Genomic DNA, 23605 nt, shown 5'->3' with positions numbered 1-23605 from the left:
GAGCCTAAAACAGCGGCTCGAGTTCGTCCTCGTCGTCTTCGACGAGTTCCTCTAAGTTCTCCTCGCTTTCGGCCTGGATGTCGTCGATATTGTCCTGGGCCTCGATTGCGACCTGCTGAAGACGTTTGATCCGCGGGACGTTCGTCACACCCGAGAGCAAGATTGCTGCGGCGACTTCGGGCTCCTCGCGTGGGTAGTCGCCACCGCGGACTTCCATGCTGCCGGTCTCCTCTTCGAGCCACTTGCGTCCGCGTTCGATCCCTTTCCGGTTCAGATACTCCGAGGGCCCCGAGAGCACGAGCAGCGCGCGTTCGGTCCCCTCGATCTCACAGGGCAGGGTCAGTCGGCCGAGTGCGGCCTTCCGGACGAGGCTCGTAATACGATTGGTCGTGTTCGCCGCGTCGAGGTCGTCGCCGCCGCTGTCGCCGGTAAACCGCGAGAGCAGGCCACCGCCCGTGTTCAGTTCGACCTCCTCGCTGGCGAAGCCGACCGTCGAGACGCCCCCACCGGAGAGGGTGTTGATGATCTCCGAGGAGTCGACGACGCTCTCGGCGACCTCCTCGCCGTCACCGACTTCGCCGGCCCCGAAGAGAATCCCAAAGCGGCGAACGATCTCTTCGTTGATCTGCTCGTAGCCGCCCTCGACGGACTCGCCGGTCTGTCGCCAGGAGTCGTTGTCGAAGACCAGCAGGTTGTCGACTTCGCGGACGAACGTCTGGAACGAGCGCGCGGCGTTGAGCGTATAGATACCGCCCTCGTCCGTGCCCGGAAGCACACCCAGTCCGTAGACCGGAATGGTATAGATACGCTTGAGGTGTTTCGCGAGAACGGGCGCGCCACCGGAGCCGGTCCCGCCGCCCATGCCGGCGACGACCAGGAACGCGTCGACCTCGTGGGTCGGGATCGCGTCGATGGCGTTTTGAACCTCGTCGATGTCCTCTTCGGCGATTTCCGCGCCGAGTTCGTTGTCCGCACCCACGCCGTGGCCTTTCACCCGGGCCTGGCCGATGAGTACGCGATTCTCCTGTGGTATATTCTCGAGGCCGATGAGGTCCGCTTTCGCGGAGTTTACGGCGATCGCCGCACGGACGATCCCGCTGTTCGTTCGATCGTCGTACTCGAGAAATCGATCGACGATCTTCCCACCAGCCTGTCCGAATCCGATCATCGCCAGCTTCATTGTTTGTCAGGGGGCTCCGTTGGATTGGAAACAGTGTGATCAAGGACATAAGTCTTTTGTTGAGGTGAATTTCACGTCTCCATTTAGGTCGACGAAATCGCAATCAAGCGACGTTTTCTCGGAGATTTTGTTCTCAGAACTGATAGTCGGAATCGGATCCACTCCGATTCTTTATATTTATTCGACCGCGGTCCGCCTGCGGTCGCGCCGGGATCGACGGACAGCAGTCCGTATCACACCGACGTTCGCTGTGACTCCCCGTGGCCGGGTCGAGTCACGCCGAGGTAGGAGCCAAGCGTCGTCAGTTCGTCCTCCGAGACGCCGAAGGCAGTCACGTCGTTGGAGACGACGGTGTTGTTCAACTCGAGCGAGCGGGCCTGATCGACGCCAAAGGGGATAAACGGGACGGGATCGATCGCCGACAGTCCGAGTTTCGTCACCGTCATCGGTACCGAGAGAACGGTGACCGATTTCCCGTCGGCCTCGTAGGCCAACTCCGTCGCATCCGCCAGCGTGACGATCTGTGGTCCGGCAATCTCGTAGGTCTCGCCGACGTGTGCGTCGTCCTCGAGTGCGTCCGCGAGTATCGGCGCCAGATCTCCGATCCAGATGGGTTGGAACCGCGTCTGGCCGCCGCCCGGCAGCCCCGTCACGTACGGCGTCGTCAGCCGCTTCGTAAACTCGACGAACTCACCGCCGTCGCCGAAGACGATCGAGGGGCGGACGATCGTCCACTCGAGAGACGACTCACGAACGACGGTCTCGGCCTTGCCTTTTGCACGGATATAATCGGTGTCGCCGTCGGGATCGGCCCCGAGCGCGCTCATCTGGAGGAACCGAGAGACGTCGCCGTCCTCGGCGGCGGCGACGAGGTTTCTCGTCCCGCCGAGGTGGACGGTCTCGTGATCGGCTTCCCCCTGGGGCTGGTACAGCGGCGAGAGCGCGACGAGGTTGACGACGGCGTCGTGGCCTGCGACGGTGTCGGCGATCGAATCGAAGGCGCTGACGTCGCCCATCGCGCGGTCGACGGCCGCAGGGAGGTCGGCGCCGCTTGGATCGCGAGCCAGCGCCGTCACGTCGTGGCCGCGCTCGTGAAGTTCCGTACAGAGATTCGTACCGATGAAGCCAGTGCCACCAGCAACGAGGACCTTCATAGTCGTAATATGCATTCCGAACGATAAATAGCTGGCCGCCTCCGTGGTTTGGCCCCGACGCTCGATAGCGACTCCTAAATAGTTCTGTCTACGAGGTGCGAGCATGCTGGTCACGCTCGAGGGACTGGACGGCAGCGGCAAGACGACGGTCTGGGAGAGCCTACAGGAACGGTATCCCGACGCTGTCTTCACCCGCGAACCCACGAACGACTCCTGGTACGGCGACGCCGTCTACCGGTCGATCGACGACGACGACGCCGACTCCCTGGCGGAACTGTTCCTCTACACTGCCGACCACGCCGATCATCTGTCGCGAGTGATCGAACCCGCCCTCGAGCGCGGCGACCTCGTGATCTCGGATCGCTACTCCGACTCCCGCTTTGCCTACCAGGGCGCGACCCTCGAGACCGTCGACAGACTCGACGCCGATCCCCTCGAGTACGTCGTCGACGTCCACGAGCCGTTCTCGATCCCACCCGATCTGACGATCTACCTCGACGTCGATCCCGAAACCGCCGCCGAACGCGCAGGCGCGACGAACAAGTTCGAACGCGTCGACTACCTCGAGTCGGTACAGGAAAACTACGAACGACTGCTCGAGCGCCACCCGGATCGGTTCGTCCGCGTCGACGCGACACAGGCGCAGGCGGCCGTCCGCGACGAAGTGGAAGGCATACTGGCCGACGCAGTCGCTACCGAGTGATACTGTCGGGCCACGACCGAAAGGACCGAACGGAAGGGGAGTGCGTTCATCGTTGCCGAGGGCGCGGCTCCGCCGCGCCTACAGCGCAAAACGCCGTTACTAATCCATCGCGATATACGTCTGTGTGTTCTCGACGCCGTCGACACCCTGAATGTGAGTTGCGGCGATCTCTTTGACCGCGGCAGGGGTCTCGACCTGTGCTTTCGCGATGAGGTCGACGTCGCCAGCGACGATGTGGGCCGACTGAACGCCGTCGATCGCTTCGATGTCCTCTCGGAGCCGATCCGCCTCTCCGGTGTTCGCCTTGATCATGATAAATGCCGTAACCATCAGTTGACACCTCCAGTGCCCGATGTCGTGTCCGAACCCGCGTTCGAAACCGCTTCGCCCGGTGACTCACCGACCAGCAGCTGGCGAACGTCGCTCAAGACGTCGAAGTCCGCGAGTACGACGAGCCGATCGCCATCCTCGAGTGAGAGGTCCGGATCGGGGAGTTCGAGGGGGTGGTTGCGTTTTCCGAACGCGAGGATAGTCGCGTCGGCGGGGAGTTCTAGTTCGCCCATCGTGTACCCGTTGACGGGCGCGCCGTTGGTGATCGTCAGTTCGACGACCTGTAGGTGTGGCGCGATGTCCGCGATGGCACGGATCGTTCCGCCCAGTAAGGCGTTTTTCGCGCCGATAGCGCCGAGGCGTTCGGGGTAGATCACCTCGTCGACCTCCTCGGCGTACTTGCGGTAGATTCCCTCACGGTAGGCCTCGTCGATGCGCATGACCGTCCGGCAGCCGTAGTGATCGCCGATCATGCAGGCGGTGAAGTTGACGTTTAAGTCACTGGTCAGCGCACCGAGGGCGTCGGCCTCAGTAATCCCGGCCTCCTCGAGGATCGTTTCGCGGGAGCCGTCGCCATCGATGACGGGAAACTCCTCTTCGCGAGCGCGTCGGATCCGTCCGTCGTCTCGTTCGATCAGCGTCACCTCGTGGCCTTCGTCTCGGAGGACACGCGCTGTACGCAGACCAACCCGTCCGGCCCCGATAATCACGAACCGCATGCTCGGTGGTACGCTCGCCCCCGTCAATAAGGTTGCCCCTAGTTACCATTCGACTATTCTAGTCGGCGGACGCTATCGGGCAAAGGTTTTAGTCATGTGGTGAGGTAACACACCAGAGGGATGGTTCACGCGTTTATTATGATCAAAACGGCCGCCGGGAAGTCCGAGGGACTCCTCGCAGCGATCAGGGACCTCGAGCGCGTCTCCGAGGCCCACATCGTCGCCGGCAACTACGACATCATCGCCGAAGTCGATGCGCCCGAAGTCTACGACGTCCTCGAGTCGGCCTCCTCGGGCGTGCAGGCGCTGGAAGGCGTCACCGACACGAAGACGTACATCGCCCTCGATTAACGTCGTCGAACGCCGCCGAACGTTTCGCTTCTTCGATCGCCGCCACTCTCACATCGGCATGCCGCCGCTGCGTTCGTCGCTGGCCTGTTGACCGCGGTTCTGGGCGCTCTCGAGCAGCGTCGCCGCCGGCCCACGGTACTCGTATCCGGGGACGATCCCCTGTGCGAAGGTCCCTTCGACGAACTCGATGAGGGCCTTGGCGTCCTCGACGCCTTCGGCCGCGTCCCAGGCGACGTACTCGAGGGTGACGACTACCTCGTCGGCTTCGCGGTCGACGGTCGGCTCGTCGTGTGTGCTCGTGTTCGCGACGGTAAAGGCGTCCTCGAGGCGACGCTCGAGGGTCTCGAACCAGCCGTCTTCGACGACCGTCGCGACGGTTTCGCTGGCGACGGCCGCATCGAGGGTCGGGAGAGAAACGGTAACGTGGAACTCGCCGTCTCGTTTCCCCTCGCCCTCGGTCGCAGTGACGGCCGCATCGAAGACGGTCGTCGTGAGGGCGTAGCCCTCCGCGGTCGGTTCGAAGGCGTCGTGAGACTCGAGTTCGCGTTCGACGGACGCTGGAAGGTCGGTCATCGTCACATCGAACGGCCGTGATCGAAAAGGGTGTTTCGTTGTCCGTGATACACCCCGGGATCGTTTCGGCGAAACGCGCCGTTACGGGGACGAAACCGACAGCCGGCGCCGGGATCGTTTCACGACTGTAGCCCGTCGTTTCCGAACGACACGGGACGCATTACTACAACGGATATCGACGTTTTTCGACGGCATGAGTCTCGACAGACACGCCGCCGAACGCCGCCGATTCGCACGCCTCCTCGGAACGGACGGCGAACTCGGATGCGGGCTGCCGATCGGCAGCGACTCGAGCCAGACGGCCGAAGAGGATCCCGACCGCGATCATCACGAGCGGAATGCCGACCGGTCGACCGAGGACGGGGACGGAACTGCCGTCCGACGCCGCGAGTAGTCGACGTTCGCCGTCGTCCGTTTTCGCCCTCCGTATCAGACGGACTGCTGTCCCGATGTGTCGCCGATCGCCGATTCCGTTCTGGCGATCGGCGGGACGTGATCCCAGGAGACCGTATCAGGCCGACTCGATCGCTCGATCGAGATCTTCGATAATGTCGTCGACGTTCTCGACGCCGACCGAGAGACGCACGAGGTCGTCGGTGGTTCCACTCGCCAACTTCTCTTCTTCCGTGAGTTGCTGGTGGGTCGTGCTCGCGGGATGGATGATCAGCGACTTCGCGTCGCCGACGTTTGCTAGCAAGCTGAACAGTTCGACCTCGTTGCAGACGGTCTCGGCGGCGTCGTAGCCGCCCTCGAGTCCGAACGTGATCATGCCGCCGTACCCGCCGTCGAGGTACTCGCTGGCGTTGTCGTGGGTCTCGTGGCTCTCGAGGCCGGGATAGTTGACCCACGACACCTTCGAGTGGTCCTCGAGGTACTCCGCGACGGCCATCGCGTTCTCACAGTGTTTCTCCATCCGCAGCGGTAGCGACTCGAGTTTCTGGAGGGTCACCCAGGCGTCGAACGGCGACTGCTGGTTGCCAAGGTCGCGCAGACCACGCGTCCGGGCAACGGTGGCAAACGCCGCGTCGCCGAACGTCTCGTAGAAGTTGACGCCGTGATAGGCCGGATTCGGCTCCGTGATTTCGGGATAGTCACCCTCCGGCCACGGGAACGAGCCGCCGTCGACGAGGATCCCACCGACCGTCGAACCGGCGCCGTGGATCCACTTGGTCGTCGAGTTCCAGACCAGGTCCGCGCCGTGCTTGAGCGGCTGGCAGAGATACGGCGTCGCGAAGGTGTTGTCGACGAACAGCGGCACGTCGTGGTCGTGGGCGATGTCCGCGATACGTTCGATATCGGGCGTCACCAGCGCGGGGTTGCCGATCGTCTCGAGGTGGACGAACGCGGTGTCGTCGTCGATTGCCTCCTCGTAGGCCTCGTAGTCTAAGGTGTCGACGAACGTCGTCTCGACACCGCGTTTCGCGACGGTGTGGGTGAGATAGGTGTAAGTGCCGCCGTACAGCGACGACGCGGAGACGATGTTGTCCCCGACGTCGGCGAGAATGAACGTCGCGAGATCGAGGGCGGCCATCCCCGACGACGTCGCTAACGCGGCGACACCGCCTTCCAGCGTCGCGATGCGTTCCTCTAACATCGCGTTCGTCGGGTTCATGATCCGCGAGTAGATGTTGCCGGGCTCCTCGAGGCCGAACAGCGCGGCGGCGTGGTCGGTGTCCTCGAACTCGTAGGAGGTCGTCTGATACAGCGGCGGCGCGCGTGCACCCGTCGTCGGGTCGGCTTCCTGGCCGGCGTGGATGCTGTTCGTGGCGAACTCGTTGTCGGAGTCGTCGCTCATACGTGTCTTCGTTGTACGTGGTTGACGTAAAAGCGTGAGGTGTTGGATGCTAATACTACCGGACAAAACGATGCACACACCGATCGCACTCGAGACGCTGTCGCGGAACGCGACAGGCGTCGAGGCGCGATCGGGTGTTTACTGACTTTTGTCCGGAAGTATAACGAGGGTGGTCTACGGTCTCCCGTAGTCAATTCCCGCCGATCGCCGAATCCGTCCTGGCGATCGGCAGTACATCGTTACAGCAGTCCGTCTCAGACTGTGCCACCGAGGCTGATGAGCGACGCGAACTGATCGCTCAGCAACACCAGGAGGATCCCTGCCAAGATGGCGACGCTGATCCAGACGATCAGAATGTACATCGCCCGTTTGATCTCCGTCTTTCGTTCGCCGCCCTCTACTGCCGTGTTTGGCATACTGCCACTCATTATCGGTACTGTTCCTCGCACTCTAATAAGCCTTCTCGAGAAGTTCTGTGACAGCAACGACGAACCGACTACTCGAGCAACGGCTCGCCAGTCATCTCCGGTGGCTGGTCGACGTCGATCAACTCGAGCAGCGTCGGCGCGATGTCGGCCAAGGTCCCACCTTCACGGACCGTCCGTCCGCCGTCAGTCCCATCGGGTGCACAGTAGACGAACGGAACGTCGTGGTACGTGTGGGCGGTGTGGGGATCCTCCGGCGTCCCCATATCGTCGGCGTTACCGTGATCTGCGGTCACGACGACGTGTGCACCGTACTCCTCGAGCGTGTCCGTGAGCCGTCCCAGCTGTTCGTCGACGGCCTCGACGGCCGTAATCGCGGCCTCGTAGTCGCCGGTGTGGCCGACCATGTCGGGGTTGGCGTAGTTGAGCACGAGCGTCTCCGGATCCTCGGTCTCGATGACGTCGATCGCGGTGTCCGTGACCTCGGGGGCGCTCATCTCCGGTTGCTGGTCGTAGGTCGGAACGTCGGGGCTCTCGACGATCTCGCGGATCTCGCCGTCGAACTCGACCTCGCGGCCGCCGTTGAGGAAGTAAGTGACGTGGGCGTACTTCTCGGATTCGGCGATGCGCAACTGGGTCTTGCCGGCATCGGAAAGCACCTCGCCAAGCACGTTTTTCGGCTGGTTCGGCGGGTACGCGATCGGGAGATCGAACGTCTTGTCGTACTGGGTCATCATCACGACCTCCGTCTCCGGCGGCTCGGTCTCGAACTGGTCGGCCCAGTCCTCCGGACGGATGTCGGCGAGCATCCGCGTCAGCTGGCGGGCGCGATCCGAGCGGAAGTTGAACCAGACGACCGAGTCGCCGTCCTCGAGCGCCGACCGGTCCTGCTTGTGGCTTCGCCGTTCGCCCTCCGAGGCGTTACGTGCCTCGCTCTCGATGAGCGTCGGTTCGATGAACTCGTCCATCACGTCGCGGTCGTAGGACTGCTCGACGGCCTCGACGGCCGATGCCGCCTCGTAGTCCGCCTCGCGGTGGACGATGGCGTCGTAGACGCGTTTCGTTCGCTCCCAGTTTTGGTCGCGGTCCATCGCGTAGTATCGACCCGAGACCGTAGCGACGTGGCCCGTCCCGTGTTCGTCGACGACCGACTCGAGTGTCTCGAGGTACTCTCGGCCACCGGCCGGCGAGGTGTCCCGCCCGTCGGTAAACGCGTGGGTGATGGCCTCGACGTCGCGGTCGGCGGCCAGTTCGATTAGCGCGTGGAGGTGTTCGTGATCGGAGTGGACCCCGCCATCGCTGACGAGTCCGAGGAAGTGGACGCGACCGTCGTTCTCGCGTGCGTGGTCGAAGGCCGCGTTGATCGCGTCGTTCTCCCGGAACGAGCCGTCCGCGATCGAGTCCGAAATTCGGGTGTACTCCTGGTAGACGACGCGGCCGGCGCCGATGTTGAGATGGCCGACTTCGCTGTTGCCCATCTGCCCTTCCGGAAGGCCGACGCGTCGGCCCGCTACCTCGAGGGTTCCGTCGGCGCCGGTCTCCGCGAGCCGATCGAAGTTCGGCGTCTCGGCCGCATCGACGGCGTCTCTACTCGTCTCCTCGCCGAGTCCCCACCCGTCGAGGATGATCAACGCAGCGTCCATGTGCGACGGGTTGCCCCCCTGTCGTAACTAGCTGTCGTTGTTCGAGCGGGTGCCGGAACACGAAGGCCGCGTTCGGAATGACCAAACCAATAGGTCTGGCCGCCCCACTACCGAAACGAGATGGGTCGCTCCCTCACGCCGAACCGTCGACTTCAGTTGCGGATCGCTCTCGGGATGTGTCTCGTCGTCGGACCGTACGCGCTCCTCGCGGGAGTGATCACGTACGTCGGACGATCGATCGCGACGGGTCTCGGGGCGCTCGGCGTTTCCTCGGCCGCCGTCGTCACCGACGTTTCGTGGCTCCTCTGGATCGGAATTCTCACCCCGCTTTTGATCGCCGGCACCTACGTGCTGACACGCCGGTGGCTCGATCCTCGTCACTTTCTCGACGACGACCAACTGGGGGACGACGCGAACCTCGAGCCGCGAGTCACGCGGTTGGCAAAACAGGCTGGCGTGCCCGCACCCGACGTCGTCGTCGCGGACGCGTCGGTTCCGAACTCGTTTACCGTCGGCCGGCCGGGCGACGCCGTCCTCGTCGTCACCTCGGCACTGCTCGAGCGACTCGAGGACGAGGAAGTCGACGCCGTGCTCGCTCACGAACTGGCACACGTCAGTAACCGGGACAGCATTCTCATGACGATCATCTGTGGCGTGTTCGTCGTCAACAACGTCCTCCTCCAGGTGCTGCTTTTGCTCTTGCCGACGTTCGGCGCGAAACCGATCAACGTGGAAGCCGGCGTTATCGCCTCGTATGCAGTCGTTGCGGTCGGCTACTCGACGATCGCACTCGGCGAGTGGTTCTCGGTCCCGGTTTTCGTCGTGCTGGTCGTCCAGGTGTGTTTGCTCGCTCTGGCGGTCGGCCTGTTTCAGGCGTCGATGGGGTACGTCACGGCACCGCTGACCCGCGACCGGGAACTGGCCGCCGACCGCGGTGCCGTCGAGATCACCGGCACGGCAGCGCCGCTTGCGAGTGCACTGGAGACGCTTCACGATCGCTCGCCGAGCGAGGTCGACGCGCGTGCACGTAACCACGGCGTGTTGGCCGTCTCGCTGTTGCCGTACGCGACGGATCTCGTCTCGCGGCCGGACCGCCATCTCTCCGTTCGACTCCTCGATCGTCTCTGGCCGTTCGGGACCGTCTGCGAGAGTCGCTATTTCGGTCCCGTCGCCGGCGTCCTCGAGTGGGGCGCGCGGTCCTCGGCCGCCGCTGCCGGGGCGGCCGTCGACCATCCGTCGGTCGACGCACGAATCGACCACCTGCGAACGATGGACACGCGTTGATACCATCGAACCCGGAGACGGTGTGCCGACCGGAACGCTGAATTAGCCGGCCGTCACAACGTGTAGTATCGCGATGGCAACGGACGTACCGGAGGACGCCCCGATCGTCCTCTTCGACGGCGTCTGCAATCTCTGTCACGGCTTCGTGCAGTTCATCGTTCCCCGTGACAGCGAGGCGCAGTTTTACTTCGCGTCGCTACAGTCCGACGTCGGTCAGGAACTACTGGCCGACCACGGCCTCGAAGACTACGACCTCGAGTCGGTCGTCCTGATCGAGGGCGACGACTGTTACGTAAAGTCGGGTGCGGTGATCCGTATCGCTCAGCATCTGGGGGGCATCTATCGACTGCTCGGTCCGTTCCGCTATCTCCCACGACGGCTCCGTGACTGGGTGTACGATCTCGTCGCCGAGCACCGCTACCGGATCTTCGGCAAGAAAGAGCAGTGTATGATGCCGACCGGAAACGTCCAGGAACGGATTCTCGAGTGAGAGGACTCCTGGTGGCCAGTATCGGTCACCGAGATTCGTCCTCCATGCTGCACCGGGACAGCGGCCCAGGGGTGAGTGACGATGGCTGAATACCGCAGATACGCGACCGCACTCGCGCTCTCAATCCACGGTCTCATTCATCTCCTCGGGATCGTGGTGTACTTCGAGCTCGCCGCGGTCGCGGACCTGCCGTACAAGACGACGCTGCTGGGCGGTGTCGTCGACGTCGGTGATACGGGGATACGCGTCTTCGGTGCGCTAAACGGTGTGGCTGCCGTCGGGTTCGTCGCGTCGGCCGTCGCGCTGGTCGCCGGCTGGCGCTACTGGCGCGCGCTGTTGGTCGCCGTCACGTTGTTTTCGCTGCTACTGACGACGCTCGACTGGACGGTCGCGTCCACAGGAATCCTGGCAAACCTGGCGATTCTGGCCGCTCTCTTCGTACACGCACGGTTCCGAACGTGACAGTTCGGTTCGAGCGAGGCCGGTTTCCGCCTGTTCGTCTCCTCTTTACTCGAGTGGTGTGATATCAACGGACAGCATTCACGACGCTTTTTTCCCTCTCGCCACGATTCGTTTGACATGAACTGGAGTCCGATGCCGTCGGCCGGGCCGGCGCCTGTGGTCGAGAAACGACGGCTGGCACGTCTCCTCGACGGGTCGGGAATCGCTTCGAACCCGGCGCTCCCGGCACGGTGTCGCCGAATCGCGAGCGATCAGCTGAAAGCGTGTCATGAATAACCACACCACCTCGGATGGGATGGCGGACGAATCAGTAACGCTCGAGACGGGACTCGAGGGGCTCCGGTCGAGTTCGGCGTTTCACGGTCCGGCCGAACCGCTCGACGACCACGAGCACGCACACGCAAACGACCACTTCGCGCTCATCTACGAGTCCCAGGCCGAGCAGTTCGCGGCCGTAATTCCGTTTCTCCGCCAGGGACTCGAGCGAAACGAGCGGTGTCTGTACATCATCCACGAGAACTCGAAAGCCGAGATCAAGTCGGCGATGCGAGCCGACGGAATCGACGTCGATGCGGCTCTCGAGTCGGGACAGCTCTCGTTTCACGACGGCGACGAAACCTACCTCCGAAACGGGACGTTCAGCGCGGACGGAACCGTCGAGTTCCTCGACGACGCCATCGACGCGGCGACGACGGAGTACGAGGCCCTGCGCGTGACCGGCGAGATGAGCAGCGTCCTGCAGGCAGACCCCGACTGCGAACAGCTCCTCGAGTGTGAAGCCAAGGCCAACTACCTCTTCGACGACGCCGACGTGATCGTCCTTTGTCAGTACAACCGCGAGCGGTTCCCGCCGGCGGTCATCCGCGACGTTATCAGCACACATCCGTTGCTCATCCACGACAACCGGATCAGTTACAACGTCTACTACACCCCACCAGCGGAGTTTCTCGGCTCCGAGAAATCGGCCCACGAGATCGATCGCCTGCTCGGGACGCTTCGGGACCAGACCGACTCGAAAGTCAAACGCCAGCGACGCGAACGCTTCCTCCGCCGAAGTTACCGGATCACGTCTAACTCCGACCTGGCGTTCGAGACGAAAGTCGAGCGACTGCTCGAACTGGGCTGTGACTGGATGGGGCTCGAGGTGGCAGGATTGACCCGTTGTCCCTCCTGGGACGATCGGTTTCTCAACGAGGTTACGATCAAGTACGGCGAGGACGAGTCCGGCGAGCTGTGGACCGACCCCGGAGAGGGCTGTTACTGTCGACAGGCGATCATGGCGGACAAACCGGTCGGAATGGCCGACGTGCGCGGCACTGACTGGGAGGACGACGAGATTTACCAGGAGTACGGTCTGACGTGTTACCTCGGGACAAAGGTGATGGACGGTGCGACGCCCTACGGGACGCTGTGGCTCGGCAGCAGAGAACCGCGCGACCGCGAGTTCTCCGCGATCGAGCGCACGTTCCTCGAGTTGATGGGGAAGTGGGTCAGCTACGAGATCGAGCGAAAGCACCGCAAACAGGCACTCGAGGAGTCCAACGAGCGTCTAGAGCAGTTCGCCTACGCGGCCAGTCACGACTTACAGGAGCCGTTGCGGATGGTGACGAGCTACCTCCAGTTGCTCGAAAGCCGCTACGGCGACGCCTTCGACGAGGACGGCGAGGAGTTCCTCGAGTTCGCCGTCGACGGCGCCGAGCGCATGCGGGCGATGATCGACGGCCTGCTCGCCTACTCCAGGGTCGAAACGCGGGGCGATCCGTTCGAAGCTGTCGATCTGGAGACGGTTCTCGAGGACGTGCTCGCGGATCTCCAACTCCAGATTGACGAAACAGACGCCGAGATTACGGCTGCTGACCTCCCTCGCGTCGAGGGTGACAGAAACCAGCTCAGACAAGTCTTCCAGAACCTCCTCGAGAACGCGATCACGTACAGCGACGGCTCGCCGCCTCGTGTACGGATCGATGCGAATCGACGCCGAATGGAGTGGGTGATCTCGATCCACGACAACGGGATCGGAATCGAGCCAGACGATCAAGAACGGATCTTCTCCGTCTTCGATCGTCTTCACAGTCGTGATGAGTACGAGGGGACGGGAATCGGGCTGGCGCTCTGTCGACGGATCGTCGAGCGCCACGATGGTGAGATCTGGGTCGACTCGACGCCGGGAGAGGGCTCGACGTTCTCGTTTACGCTCCCCGCCGTAGACGAAGCGTAGTCAGGCCGGTCCGGTGTACGTCGCCGTCGCCGAGGTGTGGCCGCGGTTGAACGAAAGGATCTGTACTTCGATTACGTCGCCGACCTCGAGTGCGTCGGGGATGTCCTCGACGAAAACGACGAACCCCTCGACCTTGCAGACGGCCTGTTGCTGTCCCGAGTGGTGGTCGGTAAACTCGTGGACGGCGACCGTTTCGGTGTCGCCGATCTCGACCGGCGGCTCCCGCATCTGTGCCTCCCGATGGCGTTCGTAGGACTCTCGTTGGGCTTTAGAGCCGCTCGAGCCACGAACCCGTCCGATCAGCCACGAGCCGAACGCGACCATCACGATCACTCCAAGTATGAGCGACGCTGCCCCGAGCATGTTCACGTCTGAGCGGTCGTTGGCCTTTGCTGTTGTGTTCCGTCCCACCATCGGGAACTCCGGATTCGATCCATCGGTCTCAGCGATACGATCGGCGTTCGTTCGACATCGGTCATACTGTCGGACAGCACGAGTCACCGTCGTCGCACGACTGCGGCCGTTGCCGACGGTGACGGCCGCGACGTCGCGACCGACGGCTCACTGACTGCTGTCCGACAGTATCAGTTCGCCTCGTCGACGACCGTCTCGAGATCCGAACTGACTCGGTCGACGTCTAGGTGTTCGCCCCGGTAGCTCCGCTCGACGTAGCCGTCTGGATTGACCAGAAACGTGACGACGATGTGCGTAAAGTCCGCAGCCGGACCCTCGCCGTCCCGATCGAACATGATTCCGAGCTCGTCGTTGACGACCGATCTGGCTTCGTCGGCGTCGGCCGGCCGGAGATAGTGCCAGTTCCCGGCGTCGCGATCGACACCGACCATGTCGGCGTGTTCGTCGAGTTCCGCCGGCGTATCCTGTTCAGGATCGAACGTGATCGCCAGAAAGCGGACGTCGTCTTCGAACCCGCTATCGATGCTCTCGTACTGGACCGCTGCAACGTTGTTCATCAGGGGGATACACTCGGACGGACAGGTCGCGTAGAATCCGGTACAGACGATCGCTTCGTCGTCGAACGTGCTCGTGTCGACCGTCGTTTCCGCGAGTGGATCTGGGAGTTCGATGGTCGGAAACGTCTCGCCGTAGGTCGGATACGCGAGGTCGTCGTTACCGCCGTGTTCGTCTTCGGGTGGCTCGAGGATCATCTCCTCGGGAATCTCTTCGCCCGCGATGACGTCGGTAAGACAACCAGCAGTGAGCCCGATACCGACGCTTGTGCCCGTCGCGAGAAACGCTCGTCGGTTCATATCCCACTGTAAGGACGGTTCGATCAAGTAGCGTCTGGTAGGGCTATCGAAGACGAACGGGCGTTCTTTTCGTGAACCGTACCATATCGGGTTTACCGTGGAGTTCCTAACAACGGATATGGATCAGTCGAATTCACCGACCGGCACCGATCGACCCCTTTCCCGTCGAACCGTCCTCGGCAGTCTCGGTGTCGCTTCCCTGGGTGCGATCGCCGGCTGTCTCGACGACGATGCGGAGGTCCCCGATCCGGTCACCATCGACGACGACCACGAGTGTGAGTGGTGTACGATGGTGATCAGCCAGCATCCGGGCCCGGTCGGACAGGCCCACTACGAGGAGCCGACGGAACTGTTCGAGGAGGACCGTCCCGGCTACTTCTGTAGTTCGCTGTGTACGTACGCGTTTACGTTCGACAACGAAGCCGAGGCCGAACCCGAAGTGATCTATCTGACCGACTACTCCCTCGATACCGTCGACTGGGAGGTCGAAGACGACCAGGGTGCACTCGTCCTCTCGCGACACCTCGAGGCGGATACATTCAGCGACGTAGACGACCTTACGATGGTCGTCGACAGCGAGGTCCAGGGCGCGATGGGAGATTCGATCGTCGGCTTCAACGACGGCGACGACGCCGACGACTTCGCCGACGAGTACGGCGGAGACATCTACGACCACGACGAGATCAGTCAGGAGCTCGTCATGTCGTTGATGTAACTCGTCTGTGAACGTGCGCTGAACGACGGATTCGTTTTCCACTCGAGGGTACTGTTCGGAATCGATAGCAGGGAATCGCTAGCTGTTCCGATTCTACAGGAAAAAGGGGCCGAGTGCCTCGGGGCTGTCCGGAAATCTTCGGTTCACTCGACTCCGAGACGAGTTACCGGTTCAGTGCCCACGTCGCGACGGCCAGCGAGCCGACCGTCCAGACGACGAGACTCACCAGACTCGCGATCGGCGCGGCGACCTCCGGTCCGGTGCCGGCGGCGACGACGACCGCGCTCTCGAAGACGAGCCCCCGGTACGCACTGAGCGGGCTCATCGCGAGCGAGTAGATGAGCCCGGAGTCGCCGATGACGCCGGCCGAGAAGCCGTAGGCGATCGCCAGATCCATCCCGACGAGCAAGACGACGAGCGCGACGACCGCCAACGCGAGCGCGCTGCGGGTCCCGCTGACGATCGACGAGATCGCGAGTGCGACCGCAAGAACCGAAAGCGCAAACAGCGCCGTCAGTACGACGAACCGGCCGAACAACACCGGTGAATCGGCCCCGGTGTGGGTCGCGTAGACGGTTAACGCGTCGCTTTCGGTCACGACGACCGCGACCGCGACGAGTGCAAGTGGCACGAGGATCGTAACGAGGAGTCCGACCGCACGGCCGATGTAAACCCCAAAGACGAGTTCGCGACCCCGAACGGGGTAGGTCTCGAGCACGTCGAGTTCGCCACGCTGTTCGTCACCGAGGATCGCCCGATAGCCGAAGGCAATCGCGATCACGGGAACGAGTAACTCGAGGGGCGTGAGCAGATCGACGAGCGTCGGCACGTAGCCGGCCTGGACGCTCTCGCCGACCCAGACGATGCCGAGGACGACGGCAGCAAACGCCAGTGCCAGGACGAAAAACGTCCGTGTGCGAACGACCGTCCGCAGTTCACGCCGGATAATCGTTCCGAGACGATGTCTCGGGCTCGGTGCCGACCGGGTCGATCGGTCGGTCCCTGTCTCGGTTTCCTGTACTGTCGCCGATTGGCTCGAAGCGGAGACGTCTTCACTCATGCGTGTTCACCCTGGACGCGAACGGTATCGAGGTCGCCGCCGATGGCGTTTTCGTAGACCGACCACAGCGAGTCGACCCCGAAGCGATTCCTGAGTTCGGTCATCGATCCGCGCTGGACGATCTGTCCGTCGGACAACACCAACACCTCGTCGGCGATTCGCTCGACCAACTCGAGGTCGTGAGAGCTCAGCAGGATCGTGATCCCCTCGTCGGCGAGTTCCGATGCCACGTCGAAGACGTGCATGCTCATCCCCGGATCGAGACCGCTGCCGGGTTCGTCGAGTACGATAATCGGTGGATCACCGATCGTCGCCTGTGCGATCCCGAGCAGTCGCGTCATCCCGCCGGAGAGAGCCTCGACGTTGCGCTCGGCCGCGTCCTCGAGCCCGACGCGGGACAGATGCTCCATCGCGGCGGCCTCGTCGTCGCCGACGAGCGACGCGTAAAACTCCAGGGTCTCGCGACACGTAAACCCGGGTCGAAACGCCGGATGCTGGGGGAGATACCCGATCTCCCGGGCCGTCTCGGGACCGTGATACGTGATCTCACCGGCCGTCGGCTCGTGAAGGCCGGCCAGATCTCGAATCAGCGTCGTCTTGCCGGCCCCGTTCGGCCCGATCAAGGCCGTGACGCTTCCCTTCGGAATCGTTACCGAAACGTCCTGGAGGACGGAGACCGTCCCGTAGTCGTGGTCGATGCCCCTCGCCTCGAGTATCGGTGATGTGTCAGTCATCGGTCGAGATTCGTGTCGTTTCGTAGCACGTCCAGGCCTGGTCGTCCCAGCCGGTCGCCTCGAGTTTGTCCGTGTTGATCGGTTCGCAGGACGGATACTGGTCGGTGATGCTGCCGGTTCGCATTCCGGGGACCGTTCCCTCAAGGCCCTCGAGGGCCCCGAGTGCCGGCGCTCGGACGAGCGTCGGCGTCCCGTCGGTCGTGTGCAAGCGCTTGTCGACGTCGTTGGTCGGCGTGTACGACCGATCGGCGTGGTCGCCGTCGGCGACACCGGCACCGCCTTGCCAGTAGTTACCGGCGCCGTCGTGGCTCCAGATGCGCAGTGGTCCGGTAGTGACCGTTGCGTGTTCGTCGTTGCCGACGAAGTCGTTGTCGACGACGCGGTTCGTCGGTAACATCCCGGTCACGTCTGCACCGATCTCGTTGCCGGCGATGACGTTCCCTTCGTAGATCGAGGAAGACGTGTCGACGCGAAGACCGAGCCTCGAGTCCTCGATGACGTTGTCCGCGACGTACGTGTCGCTGCCGCCCGGACTGAGTCCGGTCGAGGAGTCCCGGATCGTGTTTCCGACGACCGCGTTCCGTTCGGGACCCGTCATGATGTAGATCCCCGTATAGGGCTGTCCGTGTACTTCGTTGTCCGTGAGAAGCGAATCGTCCGTATGCATCAGGTGGACGCCCAGCTGGTTGTCCACGATCGTGTTCGAACGGACGACCGTCGTCGGAGACCGATAGAGGTACACGCCGTTGGCGGTCCCGTCGAACGTGGAGTTTTCGATTACACTGCTCGACTGGAAGGTAAGAATCCCAGCGAGACCATCCGTCGGATCGTCCGGGCCGATGACCGTGACGTTTCGGACGGCGGCGTCGGACGTTCCGTACGTGAGGATTCCGCTCGCCGGCGTCTCGATGTGGACGTTCTGTACCAGCAGTTCGTCCGCAGTGTAGGCTGCGATACCCGCGTCAGTACCGGCGTAGTCCCTCGTAAACGTCGCATCCCAGTCCTCGTCGTCGACGTCGACCGGGATTCCGTCACCGCCTCTCGTCGTGTCGCCGACGCCGTCGATCGCGACGTCCCGGATCGCGACGCGCTCGGCGGTGACGGTAAAGACCGAGCTGTTGTCGTCGCCACGGACCGTTGTATTCTCGTCACCGGCGATCGTCAGCGGACGGTCGATCTCGACGGTCTCCTCGTAGGTCCCGTCGGGGACGACGACCGTCGTGTTGGCCGGCGCCTCGTCGACCGCTTCCTGAATCGTCTCGGTGTCCTCGCCGACGACCACGGACGGCTCTCGCTCCGCGAGATCGGCCGTTGCTTCGGCCCGTTCGTCGGCGAGTTGCCGATGGTCGTCGACGCGGTCGCGTGCGACCGTCGCGTCGTCGCGATCGTACTCGGTCTCGAGGACCGTCTCCCAGCCGTGGACGTCGCCGCCGTACTCGTCGGCGAACGCGTCGGCATCGTCGCGGTCGGTAAACGGAACGGCGGTATCTCCAGCCGGCGTCTCCGCATCACTCCCGATGACGTACCACGCCGTTTCGGCGTCAGTCCATTCGGGCTGACTGTCCGTCGTGGGATGTCCCTCGTCGGTCAGTTCGACGCCGGTGTCGCTGTAGTCCGTGACGTATATCGCCAGCGGATGCCCGAACCGTTGTTCGTGTTCCGGCTGCCGCTGGTCCTCAGCGAACGTCTCGACGCCGTAGTAGCCGACGACGTACTCGTATTGGGAGTAAAACACCTGTGCACGAGGGAGTTCGACGTCACCGCCGACTTCACCCGTGGCCTCTACCGTGAGGCCGACCTGTACGGTGTCGTCGAACGAGACGGGGTCCGGCGGTCCCGTTCCGCCCTCGACGACGAACAGTCCCGCACTTCCGAGCACGACGACGACGAAGATCCCCAGAAAGACGTTTGTCGTAGACAGTTCGGGCACGACCGGCTGTAGGGCCCTCTGGGAAATATACCGTCTGGTACACACCTAGAACGAACACTACGCCAGAGGTGTATCTCGCTTATCGTTTCCCAGGAACGTCATTCACTCGTCAGATCTATCAGTGCTACGTCGTCCGGTACCCGTTCGAGGACGGCCTCGGGCCACCCGCGATGGCCCAGGGTGAGGTCGGCCTCCGGATTCGTCTCGGCGAGACGGGCAACGCCGTCGGCTGCCGCCTCGAGCGCCGCGCGGTCGGTCCGTTCCGGCACCTCTGCGGTGAGCGGATAGCTCTTCGAGAGCGCCCGCGGGAAGGGACCGAAGGGAGCCTCGACGCGCCACGACGCGTCGAACTCGTCGCCACGGGCCGGCTGTCCCTCGGTGAGAAACAGCGACTGGGGCACCGATAGCCGCTCGAGGCGCTTGTGATGACGCAACACTTCGGGCCGGCGAGCGCTCTCCGAAGAGGTATAAAAGAACGCGCCCTTCGAGACGGGGTCGGAGCGCTCGAGTTGGGCGGCGTGATCGAGCAGCGTACGGTAGCCGTCGAGCATCGTCGGATGGGCGCGTGCGCGTTGCTCGACGAGTTCGAGCAGGTTGCCCGCTCGGATCGCCTGTTTGATCCGGCGAATCTCCTCGAACGTGACGTGAAGGTTGTGTGCGGCGAGTTCCGACTCGCGTTCGTCGTCGGGCAACGAACGGAGTTCCGCAGGCGAGTAGCTGGTACAGACAGGACAGGAACAGGGGAGATAGTCGAGATCCTCGAGCAGACGCGTCCCGCGAACGGTGAGGTATCGGTCGTCGCGAGCGTACAGCGCGTACGCGGCGGAGTCGAACAGGTCACAGCCCATCGCGACGCCGAGTGCGAACATCATCGGATGGCCGGCGCCGAAGAGGTGGACCGGTGTGTCGGCGCCTAACCCGCGTTTGGCGCCGGCGACGACGTCGACCATGTCGTCGTAGCGGTAGTCGTTCATCAACGGTACGACCGCGCCGACGGGGAAGACGTCGAGGTCGGTGCCGTCGGCGTGTCGACCGGCCTCCTCGCGGAGGTCGGGGTACGTCGATCCCTGGACTGGCGCCGTGACCAGCATCTCGCCGGTATCGACGCTCTCGGCGATTTCCAGGCGCTCCTGGGTCGTCTCGAGTTCGTCCTCGGCGCGCTCGCGGGGGACGTCCGGCGGCGTCGGAATGTCGACCGGCGTCGCGATGTCCGATCCGATCGCGTGCTGGAACTCGAGGATCTCCTCGGTTGTGACGTCGATATCGCCGTACTCGGAGAGTTGAAACGAACCGGAGTCGGTCATGATCGCGCCCGGGAAATCGAGCATCTCGTGGAGGCCGTCCTCGAGGGCCTGCTCGCGGACGTCGTCGGTCCCGTGGATGATATAGGAGTTAGTGATGAGAATTTCGGCGCCGAACTCCTCGGCCAGTCGCCGGGGAGCGATCGTATCGAGGTTCGGGTTGATCACCGGCAACAGCGCCGGCGTCTCGACGGTGACGTCGGCCCGTGGCACGGTGAGTTCGCCGATTCGCCCGCCGGCGTCGGTATCCCGGAGTTCGAAGTGCTCGCGCATTCGGTCGTGTGTTGGATCGGCGGCCGTAATACATTGAAGGATTTCGACCAGCGATCGTCCGAAACCGGAGAATCGAACGATCTTCCGTCGCCGGTAGCGTCCATCGCATGGGTTCACGTCGTGGCGCGTCGACTACGAGCACTCAGCCGGGGCGTCCCGGTCGTCGTCCCCAAACAGCTGATAGTACGAGACGGCAAGCACCATCCGTCCGTCACGGACGTCGCCGTCGCGAATCGCCTCGAACAGATCGTCGAACGGTGTCGGCGCCACGCGGATACTTTCGTTGTGGTCGAGGCGCTGCTCGGCGGTCGGGCGACAGCCGTCGGCGACGAAGACGTGGAGTACGGTATCGGCAACTCCGTTGGCCGGCTCGACGGTCACCAGCGACTCGAGTCGGTCGGCTTCGTGGCCCGTCTCCTCGGCCAGCTCACGTCGGGCAGCGGCCTCGAGGTCGTCGTCGTCGGGTTCGACACCACCGACCGGGAGCCCGTAGTTGACCCGGTCGACGGCCTGGCGCCACTCCTCGATACAGACGACGTCGCCATCGGGGGTAAACGGCAACACGCAGACGCTTGCGGATTCGGAGAGATAGTCGAACTCGGTTTCGGTACCGTCGGGCAGTTGAACGGACTCGTTAACGATATCGAAGCCCGGACAGGTGTAGGCTATGCGTCGATCGAGCGTCTCCCAGGCGAGTGGATCCGTCGGCATAGCGGTCCGTATGGCGGTGTTCGTCAAAAACGCCGCGCCACGGCGTCGCGACGTGTCACCGACGTGATAGTCGGAGTTACTCGCTCAATACTGTATTAGACGGCCGTCTCCGCGCTCGTACCGGATCTATAACAAAGTCACAGATCGGTGAACGTCGCCACTCAGAGGGTGATCCATGGATCAGCTAACAGGATTCCAACGTGACTTGCTGTACGTGATCGCAGGAAAAGACCGTCCGTCGGGCCAGGAGATCCTCGACGACATCAACGAGTACATCGACCAGCCGGTCACGCATGGCCGACTGTATCCCAACCTCGACACGCTCGTCGAAAAGGAACTCGTCGAGAAAGGACAACTCGATCGACGGACGAACTACTACGCCCTGACACCGAAAGGGCGCAGAGCGCTGCAGCGCCGCCAGGAGTGGGTTAACCAGTACGTAGACGTTTGACCCACCTGGCCGTTCTCGAACGGTGTCATAGACCGGTGACCGCCGGGTCAGGTCGTCGTCCACCCGAGCAGCTATGCGATCGACGATCAGCGAACCGACCGTGTCGACCGTCCAATCGACACCCGTGTAGTGACTGTCATACGTGCAGCTGTCGTCACGTCCCGTCGATTGCCGACTCTGATCTGGCGCTCGGCAGTACGTCGGTACAGCAGTTCGTATCAGTGACGACGATAGTTCCGGTGCGCCGCAATCCGCCTGTGGGTTCGCCGATACATCTATCGGTTCGCCGACACATCGGTACAGAGACCGTCTGATACAGCAAAAATACGGTTAGTACCGTTCCACCCGTCGACTGCTGGGTCGAGTCGGACGACACCGCAAGATTCGACCCAGCAGTTCAGGCGTGGACCGCCACTAGTGTTCCATAGACGCTCGTTCGCGATCAGTCGTCGGCCGTCATCGGCTCTTCTTCCGTTTCCGTGTCGTAGTCGTCCTCGTCATCGTCGTCCTCGAGCGCTTCTGTATCGTCTTCATCCTCGAGGTCATCGTCTTCGGGTTCGTCCTCCTCGATCATTTCTTCGTCCGGCTCCGTTTCGTCCGGCGCTTCGTCGACGTCCTCTTCTTCCATGCCGTCGACGGCGAGACGCACGTCGAACGGTCGGTCGTCCGTATCGTCGACCGCGTCGTCTTCGTCCTCGAGGTCGTCGTCCTCGCCGTCTGCTTCGCCGAGGTAGCCGATTGCGAACGCCGTATACGCCGTCTCTTCCTCGAGATCGATGTCGACGGTCGCAACTGGATCGGGCTGCCCGATCGCTTCGTCGTCCTCGGCAGCGTCGTCTTCCTCGAGGTCGTCATCGTCTTCTAGTTCCTCGTCGTCTTCGTCCTCGAGGTCATCATCGTCCTCCAGTTCATCGTCTTCGTCCTCGGGATCCACCTCCTCCTCCTCATCTTCGGGGAGCATATTCAGATCGACTTCGCCAGCCTCGAAGATTTCGAGCGTTCGGCTGCCGGGTTCGACCGGAATATACCCGGACGGTTCACTGAAGGTGGCGTTTTCGAACAGGGCCATCCCATCCGCAGCGACGTCGACTGCGGGCGCGTCGGGCGAGGCGTGAAGCAGCCGGATCTGTGACGTCTCCGCCTCGACCTCATCCGGCTCGGCGTCGAACAGCAGCAGGACCTCGAACGTCCCCGGTGTGGTGACCGCTGGTTCGGGTTCGTCGTCTTCGACCTCCTCTGTGTCGTCGTCATCTTCGACGTCGGGGTCGGTTTCGTCGTCTTCCTCCATCGGCGACTCAGCCGTCGGTTCTTCGGCCTCGTCGTCGACCGTCTCGTCGGTCGGCTCGTCATCGGTTGGTTCGTCGGGCTCGATCTCGCCGATTGCCGCGGCCGTATAGTAGTCCGTCCCGACGACGATGGTCTCTTCATAGACCGGCTCGTCGTCGCCGGCGGCCGTGATCGTCAGCGTATAGTTCCCCGGAACGATCTCGAGGTACGGTGAGAGCTCGTCGTAGCCGACGTCAGAGAGGATCTGCTGGTCGTCGACGTAGACGTCGACGTTCGGCGCATCGGGGGAGAAGTGTCCTACGCGAATAGCGCCGAGTTCCTCGTCGTCGGGAACCGCTTCGGGATCTCGCTCGTCGTCTTCGTGTTCACTGACGGCCAGTGCCGATCCGGAAAGGGCCGCTCCTGTACCGACTACACCGATCGCCTTGATTGTCGAACGTCGTGATAGCGTCATACTACGTTTGGAAAGGGGGTCGAACTCCCCAAAAACGGCTCAGTCAGTTCCCCTGATTGTCGTCACGTTTACTCGGAGCCGCTCAGTGTAGCGC

At 63.0% G+C, this 23605-nt stretch carries 25 protein-coding genes; 9 read left to right on the top strand and 16 right to left on the bottom strand.

Annotated features, from left to right (window positions below):
- Positions 1-4: 4 nt before the first annotated feature.
- Both RBH26_RS05890 and RBH26_RS05885 read right to left on the bottom strand, forming a co-directional pair.
- Positions 5-1180: a tubulin/FtsZ family protein gene (locus RBH26_RS05890; protein WP_306757202.1), complete on the bottom strand. Its 1176-nt coding sequence runs from the start codon at positions 1178-1180 to the stop codon at positions 5-7.
- Positions 1181-1413: 233 nt separating this feature from the next.
- Positions 1414-2334, bottom strand: a complete 921-nt coding sequence (locus RBH26_RS05885) for a complex I NDUFA9 subunit family protein (RefSeq protein ID WP_306757201.1) — start codon at positions 2332-2334, stop codon at positions 1414-1416.
- Between the two features lie 103 nt (positions 2335-2437).
- Between RBH26_RS05885 and tmk the strand changes: the two genes are divergently transcribed.
- The gene (gene tmk, locus RBH26_RS05880) at positions 2438-3037 is read left to right on the top strand and encodes a dTMP kinase (RefSeq protein WP_306757200.1); all 600 of its coding nucleotides are present in this window, start codon (positions 2438-2440) and stop codon (positions 3035-3037) included.
- Positions 3038-3136: 99 nt separating this feature from the next.
- Here tmk and RBH26_RS05875 read toward each other — a convergent pair whose 3' ends face one another.
- Together RBH26_RS05875 and RBH26_RS05870 are read right to left on the bottom strand one after the other, a co-directional pair.
- Positions 3137-3367 carry an Lrp/AsnC ligand binding domain-containing protein gene (locus RBH26_RS05875; protein WP_306757199.1) on the bottom strand — a complete coding sequence of 77 codons (231 nt, stop codon included), beginning with the start codon at positions 3365-3367 and terminating at the stop codon, positions 3137-3139.
- Positions 3367-4086, bottom strand: coding sequence for a TrkA family potassium uptake protein (locus RBH26_RS05870; protein WP_306757198.1), 720 nt, complete (start codon positions 4084-4086; stop codon positions 3367-3369). The genes RBH26_RS05875 and RBH26_RS05870 overlap by 1 nt, the downstream gene beginning before the upstream one ends.
- A gap of 120 nt (positions 4087-4206) precedes the next feature.
- Between RBH26_RS05870 and RBH26_RS05865 the strand changes: the two genes are divergently transcribed.
- The gene (locus tag RBH26_RS05865; protein ID WP_306757197.1) at positions 4207-4437 is read left to right on the top strand and encodes an Lrp/AsnC ligand binding domain-containing protein; all 231 of its coding nucleotides are present in this window, start codon (positions 4207-4209) and stop codon (positions 4435-4437) included.
- A gap of 48 nt (positions 4438-4485) precedes the next feature.
- Here RBH26_RS05865 and RBH26_RS05860 read toward each other — a convergent pair whose 3' ends face one another.
- Positions 4486-5010: a DUF5813 family protein gene (locus tag RBH26_RS05860; protein ID WP_306757195.1), complete on the bottom strand. Its 525-nt coding sequence runs from the start codon at positions 5008-5010 to the stop codon at positions 4486-4488.
- Positions 5011-5203: 193 nt separating this feature from the next.
- On the opposite strand from RBH26_RS05860, the gene RBH26_RS05855 reads away from it, so the two are divergent.
- Positions 5204-5404: a hypothetical protein gene (locus tag RBH26_RS05855; protein ID WP_306757194.1), complete on the top strand. Its 201-nt coding sequence runs from the start codon at positions 5204-5206 to the stop codon at positions 5402-5404.
- A 117-nt stretch (positions 5405-5521) separates the two neighbouring features.
- Here the strand turns inward: RBH26_RS05855 and RBH26_RS05850 are convergent, their stop codons facing one another.
- From RBH26_RS05850 to gpmI, 3 genes are all read right to left on the bottom strand, one after another.
- On the bottom strand, positions 5522-6805 hold the full coding sequence (locus RBH26_RS05850; protein WP_306757193.1) for an O-acetylhomoserine aminocarboxypropyltransferase/cysteine synthase family protein: 1284 nt from the start codon (positions 6803-6805) through the stop codon (positions 5522-5524).
- 254 nt (positions 6806-7059) lie between these two features.
- Positions 7060-7233, bottom strand: coding sequence for a hypothetical protein (locus RBH26_RS05845; RefSeq protein WP_306757191.1), 174 nt, complete (start codon positions 7231-7233; stop codon positions 7060-7062).
- Between the two features lie 68 nt (positions 7234-7301).
- Positions 7302-8873, bottom strand: a complete 1572-nt coding sequence (gene gpmI, locus RBH26_RS05840; protein ID WP_306757189.1) for a 2,3-bisphosphoglycerate-independent phosphoglycerate mutase — start codon at positions 8871-8873, stop codon at positions 7302-7304.
- A 120-nt stretch (positions 8874-8993) separates the two neighbouring features.
- On the opposite strand from gpmI, the gene RBH26_RS05835 reads away from it, so the two are divergent.
- From RBH26_RS05835 to RBH26_RS05820, 4 genes are all read left to right on the top strand, one after another.
- Positions 8994-10157: a M48 family metalloprotease gene (locus RBH26_RS05835; protein ID WP_306757187.1), complete on the top strand. Its 1164-nt coding sequence runs from the start codon at positions 8994-8996 to the stop codon at positions 10155-10157.
- 73 nt (positions 10158-10230) lie between these two features.
- Positions 10231-10647, top strand: a complete 417-nt coding sequence (locus RBH26_RS05830) for a DCC1-like thiol-disulfide oxidoreductase family protein (RefSeq protein WP_306757186.1) — start codon at positions 10231-10233, stop codon at positions 10645-10647.
- An 81-nt stretch (positions 10648-10728) separates the two neighbouring features.
- Positions 10729-11109, top strand: coding sequence for an ABC transporter permease (locus RBH26_RS05825; protein WP_306757184.1), 381 nt, complete (start codon positions 10729-10731; stop codon positions 11107-11109).
- A 268-nt stretch (positions 11110-11377) separates the two neighbouring features.
- Entirely contained in the window at positions 11378-13327 is a 1950-nt protein-coding gene (locus RBH26_RS05820) for an MEDS domain-containing protein (RefSeq protein WP_306757183.1), read from the top strand.
- Here RBH26_RS05820 and RBH26_RS05815 read toward each other — a convergent pair whose 3' ends face one another.
- Together RBH26_RS05815 and RBH26_RS05810 are read right to left on the bottom strand one after the other, a co-directional pair.
- Entirely contained in the window at positions 13328-13690 is a 363-nt protein-coding gene (locus RBH26_RS05815; protein WP_306757377.1) for an RNA-binding protein, read from the bottom strand. It lies immediately after the preceding gene.
- A 221-nt stretch (positions 13691-13911) separates the two neighbouring features.
- On the bottom strand, positions 13912-14595 hold the full coding sequence (locus RBH26_RS05810) for an SCO family protein (RefSeq protein WP_306757182.1): 684 nt from the start codon (positions 14593-14595) through the stop codon (positions 13912-13914).
- A 118-nt stretch (positions 14596-14713) separates the two neighbouring features.
- On the opposite strand from RBH26_RS05810, the gene RBH26_RS05805 reads away from it, so the two are divergent.
- A complete protein-coding gene (locus RBH26_RS05805; protein ID WP_306757180.1) occupies positions 14714-15310 on the top strand; it encodes a nitrous oxide reductase accessory protein NosL in 597 nt (198 codons plus the stop codon).
- A 163-nt stretch (positions 15311-15473) separates the two neighbouring features.
- On the opposite strand, the gene RBH26_RS05800 is transcribed toward RBH26_RS05805, so the two are convergent.
- The 5 genes from RBH26_RS05800 to RBH26_RS05780 form a co-directional block, all read right to left on the bottom strand.
- A complete protein-coding gene (locus tag RBH26_RS05800; protein ID WP_306757178.1) occupies positions 15474-16370 on the bottom strand; it encodes an ABC transporter permease subunit in 897 nt (298 codons plus the stop codon).
- Positions 16367-17104: an ABC transporter ATP-binding protein gene (locus RBH26_RS05795; protein WP_306757177.1), complete on the bottom strand. Its 738-nt coding sequence runs from the start codon at positions 17102-17104 to the stop codon at positions 16367-16369. Before RBH26_RS05795 ends, RBH26_RS05800 begins: the two co-directional genes overlap by 4 nt.
- A complete protein-coding gene (locus RBH26_RS05790) occupies positions 17097-19034 on the bottom strand; it encodes a NosD domain-containing protein (protein ID WP_306757176.1) in 1938 nt (645 codons plus the stop codon). The genes RBH26_RS05795 and RBH26_RS05790 overlap by 8 nt, the downstream gene beginning before the upstream one ends.
- Before the next feature lie 98 nt (positions 19035-19132).
- Entirely contained in the window at positions 19133-20608 is a 1476-nt protein-coding gene (tgtA, locus tag RBH26_RS05785; RefSeq protein WP_306757175.1) for a tRNA guanosine(15) transglycosylase TgtA, read from the bottom strand.
- A gap of 132 nt (positions 20609-20740) precedes the next feature.
- Positions 20741-21319 carry an NUDIX hydrolase gene (locus RBH26_RS05780; RefSeq protein ID WP_306757174.1) on the bottom strand — a complete coding sequence of 193 codons (579 nt, stop codon included), beginning with the start codon at positions 21317-21319 and terminating at the stop codon, positions 20741-20743.
- 175 nt (positions 21320-21494) lie between these two features.
- On the opposite strand from RBH26_RS05780, the gene RBH26_RS05775 reads away from it, so the two are divergent.
- Positions 21495-21770 (top strand): PadR family transcriptional regulator, encoded by a 276-nt coding sequence (locus RBH26_RS05775; protein WP_306757173.1) that lies wholly within the window; start codon positions 21495-21497, stop codon positions 21768-21770.
- Positions 21771-22212: 442 nt separating this feature from the next.
- On the opposite strand, the gene RBH26_RS05770 is transcribed toward RBH26_RS05775, so the two are convergent.
- Entirely contained in the window at positions 22213-23511 is a 1299-nt protein-coding gene (locus tag RBH26_RS05770) for a DUF4397 domain-containing protein (protein ID WP_306757172.1), read from the bottom strand.
- Positions 23512-23605: the final 94 nt, after the last annotated feature.

The sequence above is a fragment of the Natronolimnohabitans sp. A-GB9 genome, assembly GCF_030848565.1.
Taxonomy (GTDB): Archaea; Halobacteriota; Halobacteria; order Halobacteriales; family Natrialbaceae; genus Natronolimnohabitans.
This window is presented reverse-complemented; position numbering and strand designations above follow the sequence as displayed.